Here is a 16741-nt window from a genome sequence, read left to right as displayed (position 1 = left end):
GACCCGGGACCATGAGGCCGCCCACCGACTTGAACTGAGGAAAACCGCAATGTCGGTCGGTCAGCGCGGGCGTACCGTCGAGTCCAGCACACGGGCAGTGGCCAGCGAATCGGCGAAGCGGGTGGGGTCGAGGTCGAGCCCGCCCGGCACCCATGAGAGCGCGCCATACGGCACCCACGGGAGATCGGTGCCAGCCGGGGCCTGTGGGGCTGTGCCGCCGGCCGGGGTGTGCGGGGGATTGCCGCCGGCCGGGGCTTGCGAGGGATCGCGGTCGGCGGGGGCTTGCCGAGGATCGCTGTGGGCCGGGGTGTGCGGGGGATTGCTGTCGGCCGGGGCCTGCCGGGGGTTGCTGTGGGCCGGCGGGTGCGGGGGAGTGCTGTCCGTTGGAGCGGTTGGGAAGTCGTCGCCGGTCATGGAGAGGAGGATTTCGTTGGGTGTCATTCCGGCGTTTTGGAGGAGGCGTATCTCTCGGGGGTTGATCGCCGGGGGGAGGGGGCCGTTGCCGAGATCGGTGCCGTAGCGGACCTTTCCGCCGTTGCCGAGGAAGAGCCGGAGGTTGGCGATGGCGGTGGCCTGCTCGGGGGTCGGCCGGCCCCAGCCGTGGATGTCGAGCGTGCTGATCCAGGTCGTCTGCTCGGCGCACGCGCGGGCCAGGCCGGGTTCGAGCGGCTCGGTCCACGGGGTGTGCGCCAGGTAGGCGGCGCCGGCGTCGACGGCCAGCTTGACCGTGCCGGGGCCTTCGGCGTGGACGACCACCGGGAGGCCCTCGCCGACGATGGCGGCCATGATCTCGGGGGAGAGCAGCGGGCCGCCGGCGTGTGCGGTGACCTTGATGAGCGTCGCGCCGAACGACTTCGCCTCGGCGGCTGCCTCGATCGCCTCGGCCGGGGAGTGGATGTCGCGCCAGCTTCCGGGCGGGGCCCAGGATCGATCGCTCGGGTAGCCGCCGGGGGCGGTCAGGAACGGGCCGGCGTATCGGATTCGCGGCATCCGGCGGCGTTCGTGGTCGGCGGCCACGGCGGCCACTGTGGAGGGTTCGCCGCCGAGGTCCCAGACGGCCGCGATGCCGCCGGCCCGGACCGTCGCGAGGTCGACCAGGGCGGAATGGACATGGGCGTCCACCAGCCCCGGCAGCAGCGTGCCCGGCAGCCGCCGGGCGTCAGCGGGAATGTCCGTCAGCAGCGCTGGGCGGGTGGCGGCGTGGAGGGCGGCGGGCTGGTGGAGCCGGCCGTTCCACCAGATCGAGTCGGCGGTGAGGGTCACAGGAGGGTGCGCAAGGTGGACAGGCCATGGTGAACCTCGGCGAAGCTGGTGCTCAACGGGGCCGGGCCGATGCGGAGGCCGTCGGGGCGGCGGTAGTCCGGGATGACACCGGCGGCCCACAACGGCTCCAGGAGCTGCTCGAAGCCGGGGCGGCGCAGCGTGATGTGCCCGCCTCGGCGTTCGGGGGTACGAGGGCTGACGACCTCGACGCCGGCGGGGACGAGCCATTCGTCGGCCAGCTCCAGGGCATAGGAGGTCAGGCGCAGCGACTTGGCGCGGACGGCCTCGATGCCGGCCTCCTCCAGGACGTCGAGGTTGGCGTGCAGGGGGACCATGGCCAGGATCGGCGGGGTGCCGCTGAGCAGCGCCCGCGAGCCCTTCGCCGGTTCGTAGCCGGGGCCCATCTCGAAGGAGGCGCGGTGGCCCATCCAGCCCTGGATCGGCTGGCGGAGCTCCTCCTGCAGGCCGGCACGGAGGAACGCGAACGCCGGTGCGCCGGGGCCGCCGTTCAGGTATTTGTAGGTGCAGCCGACCGCGAGGTCGACGCCCCAGTCGTCCAGGGCGATCGGCACCGAGCCGGCCGAGTGGCACAGATCCCACATGGTCAGCGCGCCGGCCTCGTGGGCGATCCGGTTGATATCGGCGACGTCGGCGAGCCAGCCCGAGCGGTACGCGACGTGGCTGAACAGCACCAGCGCGGTGCGCTCGTCGACCACCTCGGCCACCTGCGACGGTTCGACGCCGGCGACCGGGTCGGTCTCGATCCAGACCAGCTCCAGGTCGCGTTCGGCGGCGATGCCCTCCAGCACGTACCGGTCGGTGGGGAAGTTGTCGGTGTCGAGGACCACGCGGCGGCGGCCGGGCCGGGCGTCCACCGCGGCCCGGGCCAGCTTGTAGATCAGCACCGTGGTCGAGTCGGCCACCACCACCTGGCCGGGGGCCGCGCCCAGCGCGATCGCGCCGAGCCGGTCGCCCAGCGTGATCGGCCACTCCAGCCAGCCGTCGGTCCAGCCTTGGATCAAACGGCCGGCCCATTCCGTACGGATGAAGTTGTCCATCAAGTCGGCGGTCGCCTTCAACGGCCGTCCGAGCGAGTTGCCGTCCAGGTAGGAGGTGAAGTCGCCCGGCAGGAACCTGTCCCGGAAATGGGCCAGCGGGTCGGCCGCGTCCAGGGCGTGCGCGTCGGTCAACTTGTGGCTCCGATCTCGGTGCGTACGGCGTACAGCTCGGGGAAGAAGGTCAGGTCGAGGGCCTTCCGCAGGAAATCGACGCCGCTGGAGCCGCCCGTGCCCCGCTTGAAGCCGATCGTGCGCTCGACGGTCTTGAGGTGGCGGAAGCGCCAGAGCTGGAAGTTCTCCTCCAGGTCGACCAGTTCCTCGCAGGCCTCGTACGCCTCCCAGAAGCGCTCCGGATCGCTGTAGATCCGCACGAAGACCGGCACGAGGTCCTCGTCGAAGTGGTGCGGCTCGGCCACGTCGCGGTGCAGTTGCTCGGCCGGGATGTCGTGGCCGTGCCGGGACAGGTAGCGCAGGAACTCGTCGTACACGCTGGGGCTCTCGAGGGCCTCGACCAGCAGGTCACGCGCGGCCGGGTCGTCGTCGAACAGCGACAGCATGCGGCGGTCCTTGTTGCCGAGCATGAACTCGACCGCGCGGTACTGGTACGACTGGAAGCCGGAGGAGGTGCCGAGGAAGCTGCGGAACTCGGAGTATTCGCTCGGGGTCAGGGTGGCCAGCACCGACCACTGCTCGGTCAAGGTCTTCTGGATGTGCTTGACCCGGGCCAGCCCTTTGAGCGCGGGGCGCAGATCGTCCTTGGCCAGGTAGCGCTGGACGGCCCGCAGCTCGTGCAGCACCAACTTGAGCCAGAGCTCCGAGGTCTGGTGCTGCAGGATGAACAGCAGCTCGTCGTGGTGCTCCGGGACGCTGACCGGGTGCTGCGCCCCGAGGATCTCGTCCAGGTGCAGGTATCGACCGTACGAAAGGTTGACCTTGAAGTCACGGACGATGCCGTCCTCCATCGGTCGCTGGTCAGCTGCCATCCCTGAAGGGAATCACACGACCTCAGACATTGGCGAGCGACCCGTTGGTAAGGATCGGACCCCAGTACACCCACTGACCGTCATGACGGACGAAACGGCTTCGCTCCACCATCTCGCCGGGCTTGCCCCGGTCGGTGTAGTGGGCGCGGAACTCGACCACACCCTCGGTGTCGAACATGCCACCGCCCTCGGTCTCGACGATCTCCAGACCGGTCCAGCGCAGGCGCGAGTCGGGCTCGATCCGCTCGGGCCGCGTCTTCGGGTGCCAGGAGCTGAGGACGTACGCGTCGTCGTCGCGGGCGAAGGCGCTGAACCGCGACCGCATCAACGCCTCGGCCGTGGCCGGCTTCCCGCCCCGGTGGATCGGCTCGCAGCACTCCGCGTAGGGCAGGCCGCGCCCGCACGGGCACGCGGTGGTCGTCTTCTTCGCCATGGCTCCATTTAACCGCGCACGAACTCGCTGATCAGTTGTTGACACCGCTCCAGCTCCGCGATCATCGTGTCCACCGCTTCGACCGCGTCCTGGGTGCCGCTGCGGATGCCGCCCACCTCATCACCGATCCGTTTGGTGGCGGTGGCGGTCTGGCCGGCCAGTTGCTGGACCTCGCCGGCCACGACGGCGAAGCCCTTGCCGGCCTCACCGGCCCGCGCGGCCTCGATCGTCGCGTTGAGCGCGAGCAGGTTGGTCTGCTTGGCGATGGTTGCGATGAGCTGCACCACCTGCTCGATCTCGGTGCTGCCGGACGCCAGCCGGCGGATCACCGAGGCGGCGGTACGGGCCGCACGCACCGCGGCCTCGGCCGCGCTCGCCGCATCGCCGGCCAGCCGCTGATCCGCATCGGTCATCGCGCCTCCCCTTGCGCTTTCACCGTGCCATCGTCACCCCCGGCCCGTCCGTCGTTTCGCCCGATTGCGCCGTTCATCGCGGCCGGTCCCCGGGTCTGGCGAGCGTGCGGTCGCTTCGGCTTCGAGCGTCAGGGGAGAGCACGGATGCCGTCGGCGAGGTACGGGGACAGGCGGGCGGCCAAGCCGGCAAGTTCGGCGCGGTCGCCGGCGGAGAGGCTGGAGGGATCGCCGATGCGGGCCAGGCCGTAGCGGACCAGGCGGTCGGCGTCGGCGTGGCCACGGCGGGCCAGACCGGCGTCGGTGTCGGCGGCCAGCAGCAGGGCGGCGCGCAACCGGGCGTGGAGGTCGCCGCCGGCGAGCGCGCGGTAGGCGCCGCGGCGTACCTCCGGCCTCGGGTCGGTGAGCAGGGACCACGGGGCCGCCGGGAGGCGATGGCCGCGCAAGGCCCCGGCCGCCTCGCGGACGACCGATGGCGACGGATCGCGCAGCAGCGGTGTGACAGCGTCGACGGGCAAGCAGTCGACGGCGGCCAGGGCCCGCACGGCGGCCGCTCGGATCTGGGCGTCGCCATGGGCGAGCAGCGGCGTCAGCAGGGCCGCGTCGGCGTAGTGGCCGACTTCGCCGAGGGCGGCGACCGTGGCCGGGGTGGGGTCGGCGGCGACTGCGGCGCGGTAGTGGGCGAGTGGGTCGGTGGCCCGGCTGCGAGCGTAGGCGCGGACCAGGGGAGTGGGGTCGTCCATGAGAGCGGCCACCTCGGCGTCGAGGCCCAGCTTGGCCAGGCCGACCAGCGCGGTCGCGCGGACGCCGGAGAAACGTGACCGCACGAGCGAGCGCAGGACGTCGACGTCGGCGGTGGCGATGACGCCGTCAAGGCTGAGCCGGCGGATGAACGGGTCCTTCTCGCGACGGGCCCAGCCGACGAGGTCGTCGTAGATCCAGCGGCGAAGGCTGACCCCCACTTCGAAGGCGAGCCGCCGTTCGCGCGGCGATCGGGAGCGCATGAGCGCCGGGCCGATGTCGTCGAAGGCCTCGGTCACCCTCCGGCGCAGGTGGGTCATGGCCCACCCGCCACGGCCGCGGGCGGCGGTGTAGGCGGCCATGGGCAGGGCCGCCGGCAGAAAGCGGGCGAGATCGGCCGCGAGTACGGCGGACAGGACGCTACGCGCCGGTCCGCGGACCTGGGCTGCCCAATCGCCGCAGCGCAGGACGATGAACGGGATCAAGCCCGGCTCGGGTGACTCCGCCAGCACGGCCACCGCCCGCTCCCGGATGCGTCCGTCGCGGCTCATGCTCGCGAGAGCGGCGGTGAGCGGCGACGGCGACTGGAGGAAATACGCCTCCGGCTGGCGGATCGGCGCCGGCAGCCAGACCGCCCGCCGGGAGCACGCATCGAGGTCGGACAGCAGCCGGGGCCGCGCGATGAGGGCGGCCAGATCGACCCGCCCCTCGGCCAGAGCCGGCAGCAGCTCGGCCAGCGCCTCACCGCCGCGGCGGGCGGCGCGCTGCAGGATCTCCTCGGCGGTCATCGCGACATCGTGGCGCATCGCTCCGCCCGTCGTCGGCTGGTTTTCGATCGGCCGGGCGTTATGGAACCGTGGTGAAAGCGATGACTTCGGCTTCGTGGCGCAGAGTGATCACTTAATCGCTTCACCTCAGGGACGGCGGCCACACCGCGCAATGTTCCGGAAACAGGATTGCTCATGGAGCGAACGACTTGTTGCCGAGATATGAAATTGTGGGCGTCCGTTCGTGCAAGCGGGGCAGATTGGCGTTCGAAATTTGCAGGGATCTGACGTAGGCTCTCGCTCGTGACCAAACGTCTGGCCGAGGTGGCCAAGAAGGCGGGCGTCAGCGAGGCGACCGTCAGCCGGGTGCTCAACGGGCGCAGCGGCGTCTCCGAGGCCACACGCGCGTCGGTGCTGACCGCTCTCGATGTCCTGGGCTACGAGCGGCCCACCAAGCTGCGCGGTGAGCGGGGCCGCCTGGTCGGCCTGGTGCTGCCCGAACTGCAAAACCCGATCTTCCCGGCGCTGGCCGAGGTGGTGACCGCCTCGCTCGCGCAGCGCGGCTTCACCCCGGCCCTGTGCGCGCGGACCATAGGCGGTGTCCCCGAGCGCGACTACATCGAGATGCTGCTCGACCACCAGGTCTCGGGCGTCGTCTTCGCCGGTGGGTCCTACGCGCTGGCCGAGGCCGAGCACGGGCACTACAAGGCGCTGACCGACCGGCGGCTACCCGTCGTCATGGTCAACGCCGGGGTCGGCGACCTGGGCTTCCCGCACATCTCCACCGACGACGCGGTGGCGGTCGAGCAGGCGTACGGCCACTTGAAGTCCCTGGGTCACGCCCGCGTGGGCATGGTGATGGGGCCGGAAGACCACATGCCGTCGCGGCGCAAGCTCGGCGCCCTGGTGAAGATCGCCGGGCCCGAGGGGGAGGACTGGTTCGTCGAGCGGACCAACTTCTCGATGGAAAGCGCCCGGCTGGCCGCGGCCAAGCTGATCGAGCGCGGCGTGACCGGCATGATCTGCGCGAGCGACGTGCTGGCGCTCGGGTCGATCCGGGCCGCGCGCCGGCTCGGGCTCGACGTGCCGGCCGACGTGTCAGTAGTCGGCTTCGATGATTCGGCGTTGATGACCTGCACCGATCCGCCGCTGACGACGGTGCGGCAGCCGATCGAGATGATGGGCCAGGCCGCGGTCGACCTGCTGGTCAACCAGATCGAAGGCAGCGGCGTCGAGCCGGACGAGCTGCTCTTCGAGCCCGAGCTGGTGGTGCGGGGGTCGACCGCCCCCGCGCCGCAGAGGGTCTAGGTCGCCACTGCTCCCGCGCCGCAGAGGGCTGGATCGCCAGATTTAAAAAGAAGATTTCATTTCACACCACGAAGGGCGGGCCGCCACGGCCCGCCCTTCGTCGTGCGTGGGAAGGAGGCATGCCGGGTGGGGACATCCGTGCATGGGGAGGTGTTGGGGCGGTGGCGCGCGGGGTGCGGCACGCCGCGAGGTGCGCGGGGCGGTGACGCGCGGGGCGGCGGGGCGCGGGGCGGTGACGCGCGGGGCGGCGGCACGCCGGGAGGTGCGCGGGGTGGCGGGGCGTGGGGAGGTGGGGCGTCGGGAGGCGCGCGGGGCGTCTGGGCGCGGGGAGGTGGGGCGTCGGGAGGCGCGCGGGGCGGCGGGGCGGGGCGCTGCGCGCACGGCCCGGCGCGCGGGGAGGTGGGCGGGGCCGCGGCGTATTGGGCGGGGCGTCGTGCGCGGCGGGGTGGCGTGCGCGGCGGGGCGTCGTGCGCGGCTGGGTGGCGGCGTCATGCGCGGAGGCGTGGGTGGCGGGCGTTCGTCGGCGCGGGGAGGCCTGCCGGGTGGGGGCGCTCGCCGGGCGTGGGGGCGGGCCGGGTGGCGGCGTGGGCCTGCGGTGTCTTTGGGCTTGTGCGGGGGCGACGTCTGGAGTGTGGGTGGTCACAATCTCGACATCTGCCGGAGATTCAGTCGTGTTTTTTCAGTGAACGATCGAAACCTTGCCGAAACAGGTCGGTCTCGTTACAGTGACTCCACTCACTCCCGCCCCGGTGTGTCAAGGGCGGACGGCAAATGCGATCAAACGAAGGCCATGGATACACCCGTTCCCGAAGGGATGGACAGATGTCCGCACCGCAGTACCGGAAGGTTGCGGCTCTAGCGCTCGTAACCGGCCTGGGGCTCAGCCTCGTGGGGTGCTCCACGAAGAGCGACGACGACTCCGGGAAAGACGCTGCCGGCAAGACCACGATCACCGTCGACTGTCAGCCCGTCGGCGCGCAGAAGGAGCTGCTGGCCAACTGGAACGCGGATGTCGCGGCGTTCGAGAAGGACAACCCCGACATCACGATCAAGAGCGTCAGCGTCGGCGAGCAGTGCAACAACCCGCCGGACTTCACCGCCCGCCTGGCCGGCGGCACGATGACCGACGTCTTCTACGGTTATATGACCGACCTGCAGCAGGTGCTCGACTCCGGTCAGGCCATGGACATCACGTCGCTGGTGACCAAGGATTCCATCCCGACCTGGGACAGCGTCGACCCCGCGCTCAAGGATGTCTTCACCGACGGCGGCAAGCTGTACGCGGTGCCGGTGAAGAACTACTCGATGGGCCTGGTCTACAACAAGACCCTGTTCAAGAAGGCCGGCCTCGACCCGGCCGCCCCGCCCAAGACGTGGGCCGAGGTCCGTACGGCCGCCAAGAAGATCTCCGCGCTGGGTGGCGGCATCGCGGGCTACTCGGAGTACAGCGCCGGCAACACCGGCGGCTGGCACTTCACCGCCGAGCTGTACGCGCAGGGTGGCCAGGTCGTGAGCGAGGACGGCAAGAAGGCCGACTTCAACAACGCCCAGGGCAAGCAGGTCCTGCAGAACCTCAAGGACATGCGGTACGGCGACAACAGCATGGGCAGCCGCCAGCTGCTGCAGTGGGGCGACCTGCTGACCAACGCCGGCGCCGGCAAGGTGGGCATGTTCATCGGCGCCCCCGACGCCACCCAGGCCATCGTCTCCCAGTTCCAGGGCAAGTACGAGGACTGGGCGATGGGCCCGATGCCCGGCCAGGACGGCCCGGCCAAGGCGACGCTCGGCGGCGGCGAGGGCTACTTCTTCAAGAAGGGCCTCACCGACGACCAGGTCAAGGCCGGTCTGAAGTGGCTCGCCTACCAGAAGCTCACCCCGGGCAAGGGCCAGTTCGACTACGTGCGGGCCAAGCCGCAGAACTACCCGGTCGGCCTGCCCCAGCCGCTGCTGTTCACCAACGGCAGCGAGGCCCAGAAGCAGGAGCTCGACCTGCGCAAGGCCAACGCGAACCTCGACACGGCGAACTTCGCGCCGTTCGAGCAGAACCCGGTCCCGATCAAGGGCGAGCCGGCCAACGCGCAGGCCATCTACGCGGTGCTCGACTCGGCGATGTCCGGGGTGCTGACCAACCCCAACGCCAACATCGACGAGCTGCTCAAGACGGCCGACACCAAGGTCAACCAGCTCCTGACCTCCGGTAGCTGATCCACCGAGGGCGGGGGCCGGATGACGGCCCCCGCCCGCCGATGAAGCAGGAGCTTTCCTTGGCGATCATGACCGCGCCGAGCACGACGCCGCAGCGAAGTCACGCCGTGTCAAAAACACCGACGAAACGGGGTCGCCGGCTCCGGGACAACCTCACTGGGTACTCGTTCCTGATCGGGGCGATCTTCTGCTTCGCCCTCTTCATGTGGTTCCCGATGATCCGCGGCATCGTGATGAGCTTCCAGCGCACCCGCCGCGGCGAGACGACCTGGGTCGGCTGGGACAACTACACCCGGATCATCGCCGACCCCAGCTTCTGGATCGCCTGGAAGAACACGTTCCTGTTCACGCTGCTGGCGCTGGTCCTGGGCTATCTGCTCCCGTTCTTCGTGGCGATCCTGCTCAACGAGCTGCGCCACCTCAAGGGCTACCTGCGGATTCTGGTCTACCTGCCGGTGATGCTGCCCCCGGCCTCGGCCTTGTTCCTGTTCAAGTACTACGCGTACGACCCGAGCGAAGCGGGCCTGTTCAACGCGATCCTGAAGTTCCTGCACCTGCCCACCTCGGAGTGGATGCAGTCGCCGGGCATGACCATCCCGGCCATGGTGATCGCCTCGACCTGGATGAACATGGGCAGCGCGGTTCTCATCTACCTCGCTTCCCTGCAGAACATCCCGGGCGAGTTGTACGAGGCCGCGGAGCTGGACGGCGCGGGCATCGCGCGCCGCATCTGGAACGTGACGATCCCGCAGACCCGCCTGATCCTGGCCCTGCTCGCGATGATCCAGATCGTGGCCACCATGCAGCTGTTCATCGAGCCGCTGATCCTGGCCAACGGCGCCGGCACGCAGGATTCGGCCACCTCGGTGGCGTACCTGATCTATCAGCACGGCTTCTTCCAGAACGACCTGAACGGCGCCGCCGCCCTCGGCGTGATCATGCTGCTCGTGCTGGCCGCCTTCTCCGCCGTCTACGTGCGACTGACGACGAAACAGGACTGAGACGATGACCCGTACCCTCATCTCGCAGGCGCAGCTGAAGCGGGGCCGCGGCAAGTTCTTCTACTGGGCGGTCCTGGCCGTCGTGGTCCTCGGTTTCACCCTGGTGTTCCTCGGGCCGCTCTACTGGATGGTCACCGGCGCTTTCAAGTCCGGTCAGGAGATCGCGCAGACGCCGCCGACCCTGTGGCCGAAGGACCCGCAGACGCAGAACTACGCCGACGCGTGGAACAACCTCGACCTGGCCAAGCTGATGTTCAACACCTTCTACTACGCGGCCGGCGCGGTCTTCTTCCAGCTCGTCTTCGACACCGCCGCGGCGTACGCCCTGTCGAAGCTGCGGCCCGCGTTCGGCAACGTGGTCCTCGGCGCGATGCTGGCCACGCTGATGATCCCGGCCATGGTGCTGATCGTCCCGCAGTACGTGACGGCGATCGACCTGCCGATCATCCACGTCAACCTGCTCGACTCGCCGTGGGCCCTGTGGCTGCCGCTGGTCGCCAACGCGTTCAACATCTTCCTGCTCAAGCGGTTCTTCGACTCGATCCCGGAGGATCTGATCGCCGCCGCCCAGGTGGACGGCGCGTCACCGCTGCGCACGCTGTGGTCGATCATCCTGCCGATGTCGCGGCCCATCCTCGGCGTGGTCTCGATCTTCGCGGTGACCGCGGTCTGGAAGGACTTCCTCTGGCCCAAGCTGGTCATGCCCTCACCGGAGACGCGCACGCTCAGCGTCGGCATCTACGCCTTCGCCGGCGGCACCCCGCAGAACGTGGTGATCGCGGCCTCGGTCATCGCGGCCATCCCCACCGTGATCATCTTCCTGCTCTTCCAGCGGAACATCATGTCCGGTTTGACCACCGGTAGCCTCAAGGGTTAATCCCCACAAAACGGACAACGGGCGGCCAGGATCAACGGCCGTCGGACCCAGCGTGCACAGAAAGCGGGCAAAAGTGTCTCACCAAGACTCCCAGTGGTGGCGCGACGCGGTGATCTACCAGGTCTATCCGCGCAGCTACGCCGACGCGGACGGCGACGGCGTGGGCGACATCGCCGGCATCCGGGCCCACCTGGGACACCTGGCCGACCTGGGTGTCGACGCGATCTGGATGAGCCCCTGGTACCCGTCCCCGATGGCCGACGCCGGCTACGACGTGGCCGACTTCCGCGACATCGATCCCGCCTTCGGCACCCTGGCCGAGGCCGAGGCGCTGGTCGAGGAGGCGCACGCGGCCGGCATCCGGATGATCGTCGACATCGTCCCGAACCACATCTCCAGCGAGCACCCCTGGTTCAAGGCCGCCCTGGCCTCGCCGGACGCCCCGGAGCGGGACTACTTCTGGTTCCGTCCGGGGCGGGGGCCGAACGGCGACGAGATGCCCACCGACTGGGTCGGCGAGTTCGGCGGCACCACCTGGACCCGCGTCCCCGACGGCCAGTGGTACCTGCATCTGTTCACGCCCGAGCAGCCCGACCTCAACTGGGACCACCCCGACGTGCGGGCCGAGTTCGAGAGCATCCTGCGCTTCTGGTTCGACCGCGGCGTCGACGGCATCCGGATCGACTCGGCCGCGCTTCTGCTGAAGGACAAGGACCTTCCGGAGGTACGCGACGGCGAGGCGCACCCGTTCCACGACCTCGACGGCGTCCACGACGTGTACCGGGCCTGGCGGCGCGTCGCCGACGCGTACGGCGGTGATCGGGCCTTGATCGGTGAGGTGTGGATGCCGGAGGTCGAGCGGTTCGCGAACTACCTGCGCCCGGACGAGCTGCACGCGGCGTTCAACTTCGACTTCCTGGGCTGCGCCTGGGATCCGGCCCTGATGCGCGAGTGCGTCGACCGCACGCTCGACGCGCACAAGGCGATCGGCGCCCCGGCGACCTGGGTGCTGTCCAATCACGACGTCACCCGGCACGTCACCCGGTACGGCCGCGAGGACACCACGTTCAGCTTCGACAACAACCTCGACGGCACCCCGGTCGACCTCGAGCTGGGCACCCGCCGGGCCCGGGCGGCGGCCCTGCTGTCGCTCTCGTTGCCCGGCGCCACCTACATCTACCAGGGTGAGGAGCTGGGCCTCTGGGAGAACGAGAACATCCCGCCGGAGCAGTTCCAGGATCCCATGTGGCAGCGGCGCGGGCACAGCCGCGACGGCTGCCGGGTGCCGCTGCCCTGGTCGGGTGACACTTCGCCGTACGGCTTCACCACCGGCACGCCGTGGCTGCCCCAGCCCGCCGAGTGGAAGGACCGGACCGTCCAGGCCCAGACCGGTGACCCGAGCTCGATGCTGGAGCTCTACCGCTCGGCGATCGCTGTGCGCCGCACCGAAAAGGGTCTGCACCAGCCGGCCATGGCCTGGCTCGACGCGGGCCGGGACGTGCTCGCCTACACCCGCGGCGACGCGTTCGCCTGCGTCGTCAACATGTCCGGCAGCCCGGTCGCGCTGCCGGACCACGAGACCTCTCTGCTCGCCAGTGGCCCTCTCGACGGTGACCGCCTCCCCCCGGATACCGCCGTCTGGCTGCGCCTGCACTGAAATCCCCTTTCCCGGCCGGCCGGAGCCACCACCGGCCGGCCGGGAAAAGAGCAGAGGTAGCAATGCCCCCAGGGGGCCTTTCACGGAAGAAAGGTTCGCTCCCGCATGAGAAAACGGCTTCTGGCCGCGCTCGCCGCGGCCGGCCTCGTCGCCACCGTCCTCATCGCTCCCAGCCCCGCCAACGCCGCCGGCCCCAACCTGGCCGCCGGCAAGACCTTCAGCGCCAGCAGCTTCTCCGACGTCTACGGGGCGGGCAATGCCGGTGACGGCAACGCCAACTCCTACTGGGAGAGCAGCAACAACGCGTTCCCGCAGTGGATCCAGGTCGACCTGGGCACCGCCACGCAGGTCAACCAGGCCGTGCTCAAGCTGCCGCCGGCGACCGCCTGGGCCACCCGGACCCAGACCCTGACCATCCAGGGCAGTACGGACGGGTCCTCGTTCAGCACGCTCAAGGCGAGCGCGGGGTACACGTTCAACCCGGCGAGCGGCAACACCGTCACCGCCGACTTCACGGCGGCGAGCGCGCGCTTCGTCCGGCTGAGCTTCACCGGCAACACCGGCTGGCCGGCCGGTCAGCTGTCCGAGCTCGAGGTGTACGGCCCGGTCTCCGGCGGCGACACGCAGGCGCCGTCCGCGCCCGGCACCCTCGCCTACACCCAGCCGGCCACCGACCAGATCCGGCTCACCTGGGGCGCGTCGAGCGACAACGTCGGCGTCACCGGCTACGACGTCTACGCCAACGGCGTGCTGCGCACCAGCGTGGCCGGCAACGTGCTGACCTACACCGACACCCAGCCGGCCGGCACGACCGTCGCGTACCAGGTCCGGGCCAAGGACGCGGCGGGCAACGTCTCGTCCTTCAGTAACACGGTGACCCGCAACGGCACGTCCACCCCGGGCAGCAACCTGGCCCAGGGCAAGCCGATCGAGGCGTCGTCGGTCGTGCACACCTTCGTGGCCACCAACGCCAACGACGGCGACACCGCCACGTACTGGGAGGGCAGCGCCTACCCGGCCACGCTGACGGTCAAGCTCGGCGCCAACGCCGCGGTCTCGTCGGTGGTGGTCAAGCTCAACCCCGACAGTTCCTGGGGGACGCGTCAGCAGACGTTCGCGGTCCTCGGACGTGACCAGAGCGCGTCCTCCTACACGACCATCGTCGGCTCCGCCTCGTACAGCTTCAATCCGGCCTCCGGCAACACGGTGACCATCCCGGTCAGCGCGACCACCGCCGACCTTCGCCTGTCCTTCACCGCCAACACCGGCGCGCCGAGCGGCCAGGTGGCGGAGTTGCAGGTCATCGGCAACGCCGCGCCGAACCCGGACCTGACCGTCACCGCCGTCTCGTCCTCGCCGGCCTCCCCGGTCGAGACCGACACGGTCACGCTGTCGGCCACCGTCCGCAACGCGGGCACGGTCGCCAGCGCCGCCACCAACGTCAACTTCTACCTCGGTACGGCGAAGGTCGGCACCGCCAACGTCGGCGCCCTCGCCGGCGGCGCGTCGACGACCGTGACCGCCGCCATCGGCGCCCGCGACGCGGGGATGTACCAGGTGGTGGCCAAGGTCGACGAGGCCAACACGGTCTTCGAGACCAACGAGGCCAACAACTCGGGCACCGGCTCGCTGACCGTGACCCCGGTCAGCAGCTCCGACCTGGTCGCGTCGGCCGTCTCGTGGTCGCCCGGCAACCCGACGGCCGGGCAGACGGTCACCTTCTCGGTCACGCTGAAGAACCAGGGCTCGGCGGCCTCGGCGGCCGGCGCGCACGGCGTCACGGTCACGATTCTGAACGGCTCGACCGTGGTGAAGACGCTGACCGGCTCGTACAGCGGCACGCTCGCGGCGGGGGCCTCCTCGCCGGCGATCAACCTGGGCACGTGGACCGCGGCCAACGGGCGCTACACGGTCCGTACGGTCGTGGCCAACGACGGCAACGAGCTGCCCGTCAAGCAGGCCAACAACACCAGCGAGAAGTCGTTCTTCGTGGGCCGCGGGGCGAACATGCCCTACGACTACTACGAGGCCGAGGACGGCCAGACCGGTGGCGGCGCCGCCGTCGTCGGGCCGAACCGGACCGTCGGCGACCTCGCCGGTGAGGCGTCCGGCCGCAAGGCCGTCACGCTCAACCAGACCGGCTCGTACGTGCAGTGGACCACCCGCGCCGCGACCAACACGATCGTGGCCCGCTTCTCCATCCCGGACGGCACCACCAGCTCGATCAACGTCTACGTCAACGGGTCGCTCAACAAGACGCTGCCGCTGACCTCCAAGTACGCCTGGCTCTACGGCAACGAGACGGCGCCGCAGAACTCGGGCACCGGCCCGCGGCACATCTACGACGAGGCGAACATCCTGCTGAGCGGGTCGTTCCCGGCCGGCAGCACCATCAAGCTGCAGAAGGACTCGGCCAACTCGGGCAACATCGCGATCGACTTCATCAACCTGGAGCAGGTCTCGCCGAAGGCCAACCCGGACGCCTCGAAGTACGTCGTCCCGGCCGGCTTCGACCAGCAGTCGGTGCAGAACGCCCTGGACACGGCCCGGCAGGACACCACCAAGCTCGGCGTCTACCTGCCGGCCGGTGACTACCAGACCTCGTCCAAGTTCCAGATCTACGGCAAGTCGATCCGGGTGGTGGGCGCCGGCCCCTGGTACACCCGCTTCTACACGCCGTCGACGCAGACCGAGACCGACGCCGGCTTCCGGGCCGACAGCACGGCCAACGGGTCGACGTTCGCCGACTTCGCGTTCTTCGGCAACTACACGATCCGCATCGACGGGCCGGGCAAGGTCTTCGATTTCGCCAACACGGCCAACATCACGATCGACAACATCTGGACCGAGCACGTCGTGTGCCTCTACTGGGGCGCCAACACCGACAACATGGTCATCAAGAACAGCCGGATCCGGAACACGTTCGCCGACGGCGTCAACATGACCAACGGCAGCACCGGCAACCTGGTCGACAACAACGAGGCCCGGGCCACCGGTGACGACAGCTTCGCGCTGTTCTCGGCGATCGACGCCGGCGGCGCGGACGAGATCAACAATGTCTACAGCAACCTCACGTCGATCCTGACGTGGCGGGCGGCGGGCATCGCGGTCTACGGCGGCTACGCGAACACGTTCAAGAACATCTACATCGCGGACACCCTGGTCTACTCGGGCATCACCATCAGCTCGCTGGACTTCGGCTACCCGATGAACGGGTTCGGGGCCAACCCGCCGACGGTCTTCGACAACATCTCGATCGTCCGGGCCGGCGGCCACTTCTGGGGCTCGCAGGTCTTCCCGGCCATCTGGATCTTCAGCGCGTCGAAGGTCTTCCAGGGCATCCGGGTCTCGAACGTCGACATCGTCGACCCCACGTACTCGGGCATCATGTTCCAGACCAACTACGTGGGCGGCCAGCCGCAGAACATCGTGAAGGACACCACCTTCACCAACATCACCATCAGCGGCGCCCAGCGCAGCGGTGACGCCTACGACGCCAAGTCCGGTTACGGCATCTGGGCCAACCCGATGCCGGAGGCCGGCCAGGGCCCGGCGGTGGGCTCGGCCACCTTCACCAACCTGCAGTTCAGCAACAACTACCGCGACATCGAGAACCCGACCAGCACGTTCACCATCATCCGGAACTAGGACCCGCTCCCAGGGGGCCCGTCACCGTCCCGGCGGGCCCCCGCCCGCGCGTCGTACTCGGCGCGCGCTTTCTCCACCAGTTCCAGGTTGTCCTGACCCCAATCCAGCATCGGGGCGACCGCGGCCAGAAATGTGCGGCCGAGCGGGGTCAGCGAATAACTGATGTGCGGCGGCATGACGTTGTGAATGGTGCGCAGCAGAATGCCGTCGCGCTCCAGATTGCGTAAAGTAACGGTCAGCATGCGCTGGCTGACGCCGTCGATTTCCCGTTTGAGCTCGGTGAAGCGCCGGGGGGCGTCGGCAACGGCGGAGACGATCATCAGGGACCACTTGTCCTCGATGATGGGCCGGCAGCCGGCCCGCTTGCCCGTCGCGTCGGTCACCCGGCCA

13 protein-coding genes are annotated in these 16741 nt (G+C 69.6%); 6 read left to right on the top strand and 7 right to left on the bottom strand.

Annotated features, from left to right (window positions below; translation table 11 throughout):
* Positions 1-60: 60 nt before the first annotated feature.
* The 6 genes from AB0J66_RS16805 to AB0J66_RS16780 all read right to left on the bottom strand — a co-directional run bounded on the left by AB0J66_RS16805 (position 61) and on the right by AB0J66_RS16780 (position 5676).
* A complete protein-coding gene (locus tag AB0J66_RS16805; protein WP_364660799.1) occupies positions 61-1263 on the bottom strand; it encodes an amidohydrolase in 1203 nt (400 codons plus the stop codon).
* Positions 1260-2453 (bottom strand): kynureninase, encoded by a 1194-nt coding sequence (gene kynU, locus AB0J66_RS16800; RefSeq protein WP_364660796.1) that lies wholly within the window; start codon positions 2451-2453, stop codon positions 1260-1262. Before kynU ends, AB0J66_RS16805 begins: the two co-directional genes overlap by 4 nt.
* Complete coding sequence (locus AB0J66_RS16795) at positions 2450-3304, bottom strand: tryptophan 2,3-dioxygenase family protein (RefSeq protein ID WP_364660793.1); 855 nt, start codon at positions 3302-3304, stop codon at positions 2450-2452. Before AB0J66_RS16795 ends, kynU begins: the two co-directional genes overlap by 4 nt.
* 22 nt (positions 3305-3326) lie before the next feature.
* Complete coding sequence (locus AB0J66_RS16790; protein WP_364660791.1) at positions 3327-3737, bottom strand: YchJ family metal-binding protein; 411 nt, start codon at positions 3735-3737, stop codon at positions 3327-3329.
* Positions 3738-3745: 8 nt separating this feature from the next.
* Entirely contained in the window at positions 3746-4150 is a 405-nt protein-coding gene (locus AB0J66_RS16785) for a methyl-accepting chemotaxis protein (protein WP_364660788.1), read from the bottom strand.
* Positions 4151-4278: 128 nt separating this feature from the next.
* Positions 4279-5676 carry a HEAT repeat domain-containing protein gene (locus AB0J66_RS16780; RefSeq protein WP_364660785.1) on the bottom strand — a complete coding sequence of 466 codons (1398 nt, stop codon included), beginning with the start codon at positions 5674-5676 and terminating at the stop codon, positions 4279-4281.
* A gap of 282 nt (positions 5677-5958) precedes the next feature.
* On the opposite strand from AB0J66_RS16780, the gene AB0J66_RS16775 reads away from it, so the two are divergent.
* The 6 genes from AB0J66_RS16775 to AB0J66_RS16750 all read left to right on the top strand — a co-directional run bounded on the left by AB0J66_RS16775 (position 5959) and on the right by AB0J66_RS16750 (position 16351).
* A complete protein-coding gene (locus tag AB0J66_RS16775; protein WP_364660782.1) occupies positions 5959-6963 on the top strand; it encodes a LacI family DNA-binding transcriptional regulator in 1005 nt (334 codons plus the stop codon).
* Between the two features lie 822 nt (positions 6964-7785).
* On the top strand, positions 7786-9168 hold the full coding sequence (locus tag AB0J66_RS16770) for a sugar ABC transporter substrate-binding protein (RefSeq protein WP_364660779.1): 1383 nt from the start codon (positions 7786-7788) through the stop codon (positions 9166-9168).
* Positions 9169-9236: 68 nt separating this feature from the next.
* Positions 9237-10169, top strand: coding sequence for a sugar ABC transporter permease (locus AB0J66_RS16765; RefSeq protein WP_364661205.1), 933 nt, complete (start codon positions 9237-9239; stop codon positions 10167-10169).
* A 4-nt stretch (positions 10170-10173) separates the two neighbouring features.
* Positions 10174-11046, top strand: coding sequence for a carbohydrate ABC transporter permease (locus AB0J66_RS16760; RefSeq protein ID WP_364660777.1), 873 nt, complete (start codon positions 10174-10176; stop codon positions 11044-11046).
* A gap of 73 nt (positions 11047-11119) precedes the next feature.
* Positions 11120-12703: a glycoside hydrolase family 13 protein gene (locus AB0J66_RS16755; protein ID WP_364660775.1), complete on the top strand. Its 1584-nt coding sequence runs from the start codon at positions 11120-11122 to the stop codon at positions 12701-12703.
* A 105-nt stretch (positions 12704-12808) separates the two neighbouring features.
* Positions 12809-16351 carry a discoidin domain-containing protein gene (locus AB0J66_RS16750; protein WP_364660772.1) on the top strand — a complete coding sequence of 1181 codons (3543 nt, stop codon included), beginning with the start codon at positions 12809-12811 and terminating at the stop codon, positions 16349-16351.
* On the opposite strand, the gene AB0J66_RS16745 is transcribed toward AB0J66_RS16750, so the two are convergent.
* Positions 16348-16734, bottom strand: coding sequence for a helix-turn-helix domain-containing protein (locus tag AB0J66_RS16745; RefSeq protein WP_364660770.1), 387 nt, complete (start codon positions 16732-16734; stop codon positions 16348-16350). The genes AB0J66_RS16750 and AB0J66_RS16745 overlap by 4 nt on opposite strands.
* Positions 16735-16741: the final 7 nt, after the last annotated feature.

Source organism: Actinoplanes sp. NPDC049598 (genome assembly GCF_040675435.1).
Lineage (GTDB): Bacteria > Actinomycetota > Actinomycetes > Mycobacteriales > Micromonosporaceae > Actinoplanes.
The sequence above is the reverse complement of the archived record's forward strand: the minus strand, read 5'-3'. Positions and strand labels throughout refer to the sequence as shown.

What these genes read in the sequence shown, in the direction of transcription:
- AB0J66_RS16765 (WP_364661205.1), top strand. Translation starts at nt 9,237, where the DNA reads ATGACCGCGCCGAGCACGACGCCGCAGCGAAGTCACGCCGTGTCAAAA.
- AB0J66_RS16770 (WP_364660779.1), top strand. Translation starts at nt 7,786, where the DNA reads ATGTCCGCACCGCAGTACCGGAAGGTTGCGGCTCTAGCGCTCGTAACC.
- AB0J66_RS16760 (WP_364660777.1), top strand. Translation starts at nt 10,174, where the DNA reads ATGACCCGTACCCTCATCTCGCAGGCGCAGCTGAAGCGGGGCCGCGGC.
- AB0J66_RS16790 (WP_364660791.1), bottom strand. Translation starts at nt 3,737, where the DNA reads ATGGCGAAGAAGACGACCACCGCGTGCCCGTGCGGGCGCGGCCTGCCC.
- AB0J66_RS16780 (WP_364660785.1), bottom strand. Translation starts at nt 5,676, where the DNA reads ATGACCGCCGAGGAGATCCTGCAGCGCGCCGCCCGCCGCGGCGGTGAG.
- AB0J66_RS16795 (WP_364660793.1), bottom strand. Translation starts at nt 3,304, where the DNA reads ATGGCAGCTGACCAGCGACCGATGGAGGACGGCATCGTCCGTGACTTC.
- AB0J66_RS16785 (WP_364660788.1), bottom strand. Translation starts at nt 4,150, where the DNA reads ATGACCGATGCGGATCAGCGGCTGGCCGGCGATGCGGCGAGCGCGGCC.
- AB0J66_RS16750 (WP_364660772.1), top strand. Translation starts at nt 12,809, where the DNA reads ATGAGAAAACGGCTTCTGGCCGCGCTCGCCGCGGCCGGCCTCGTCGCC.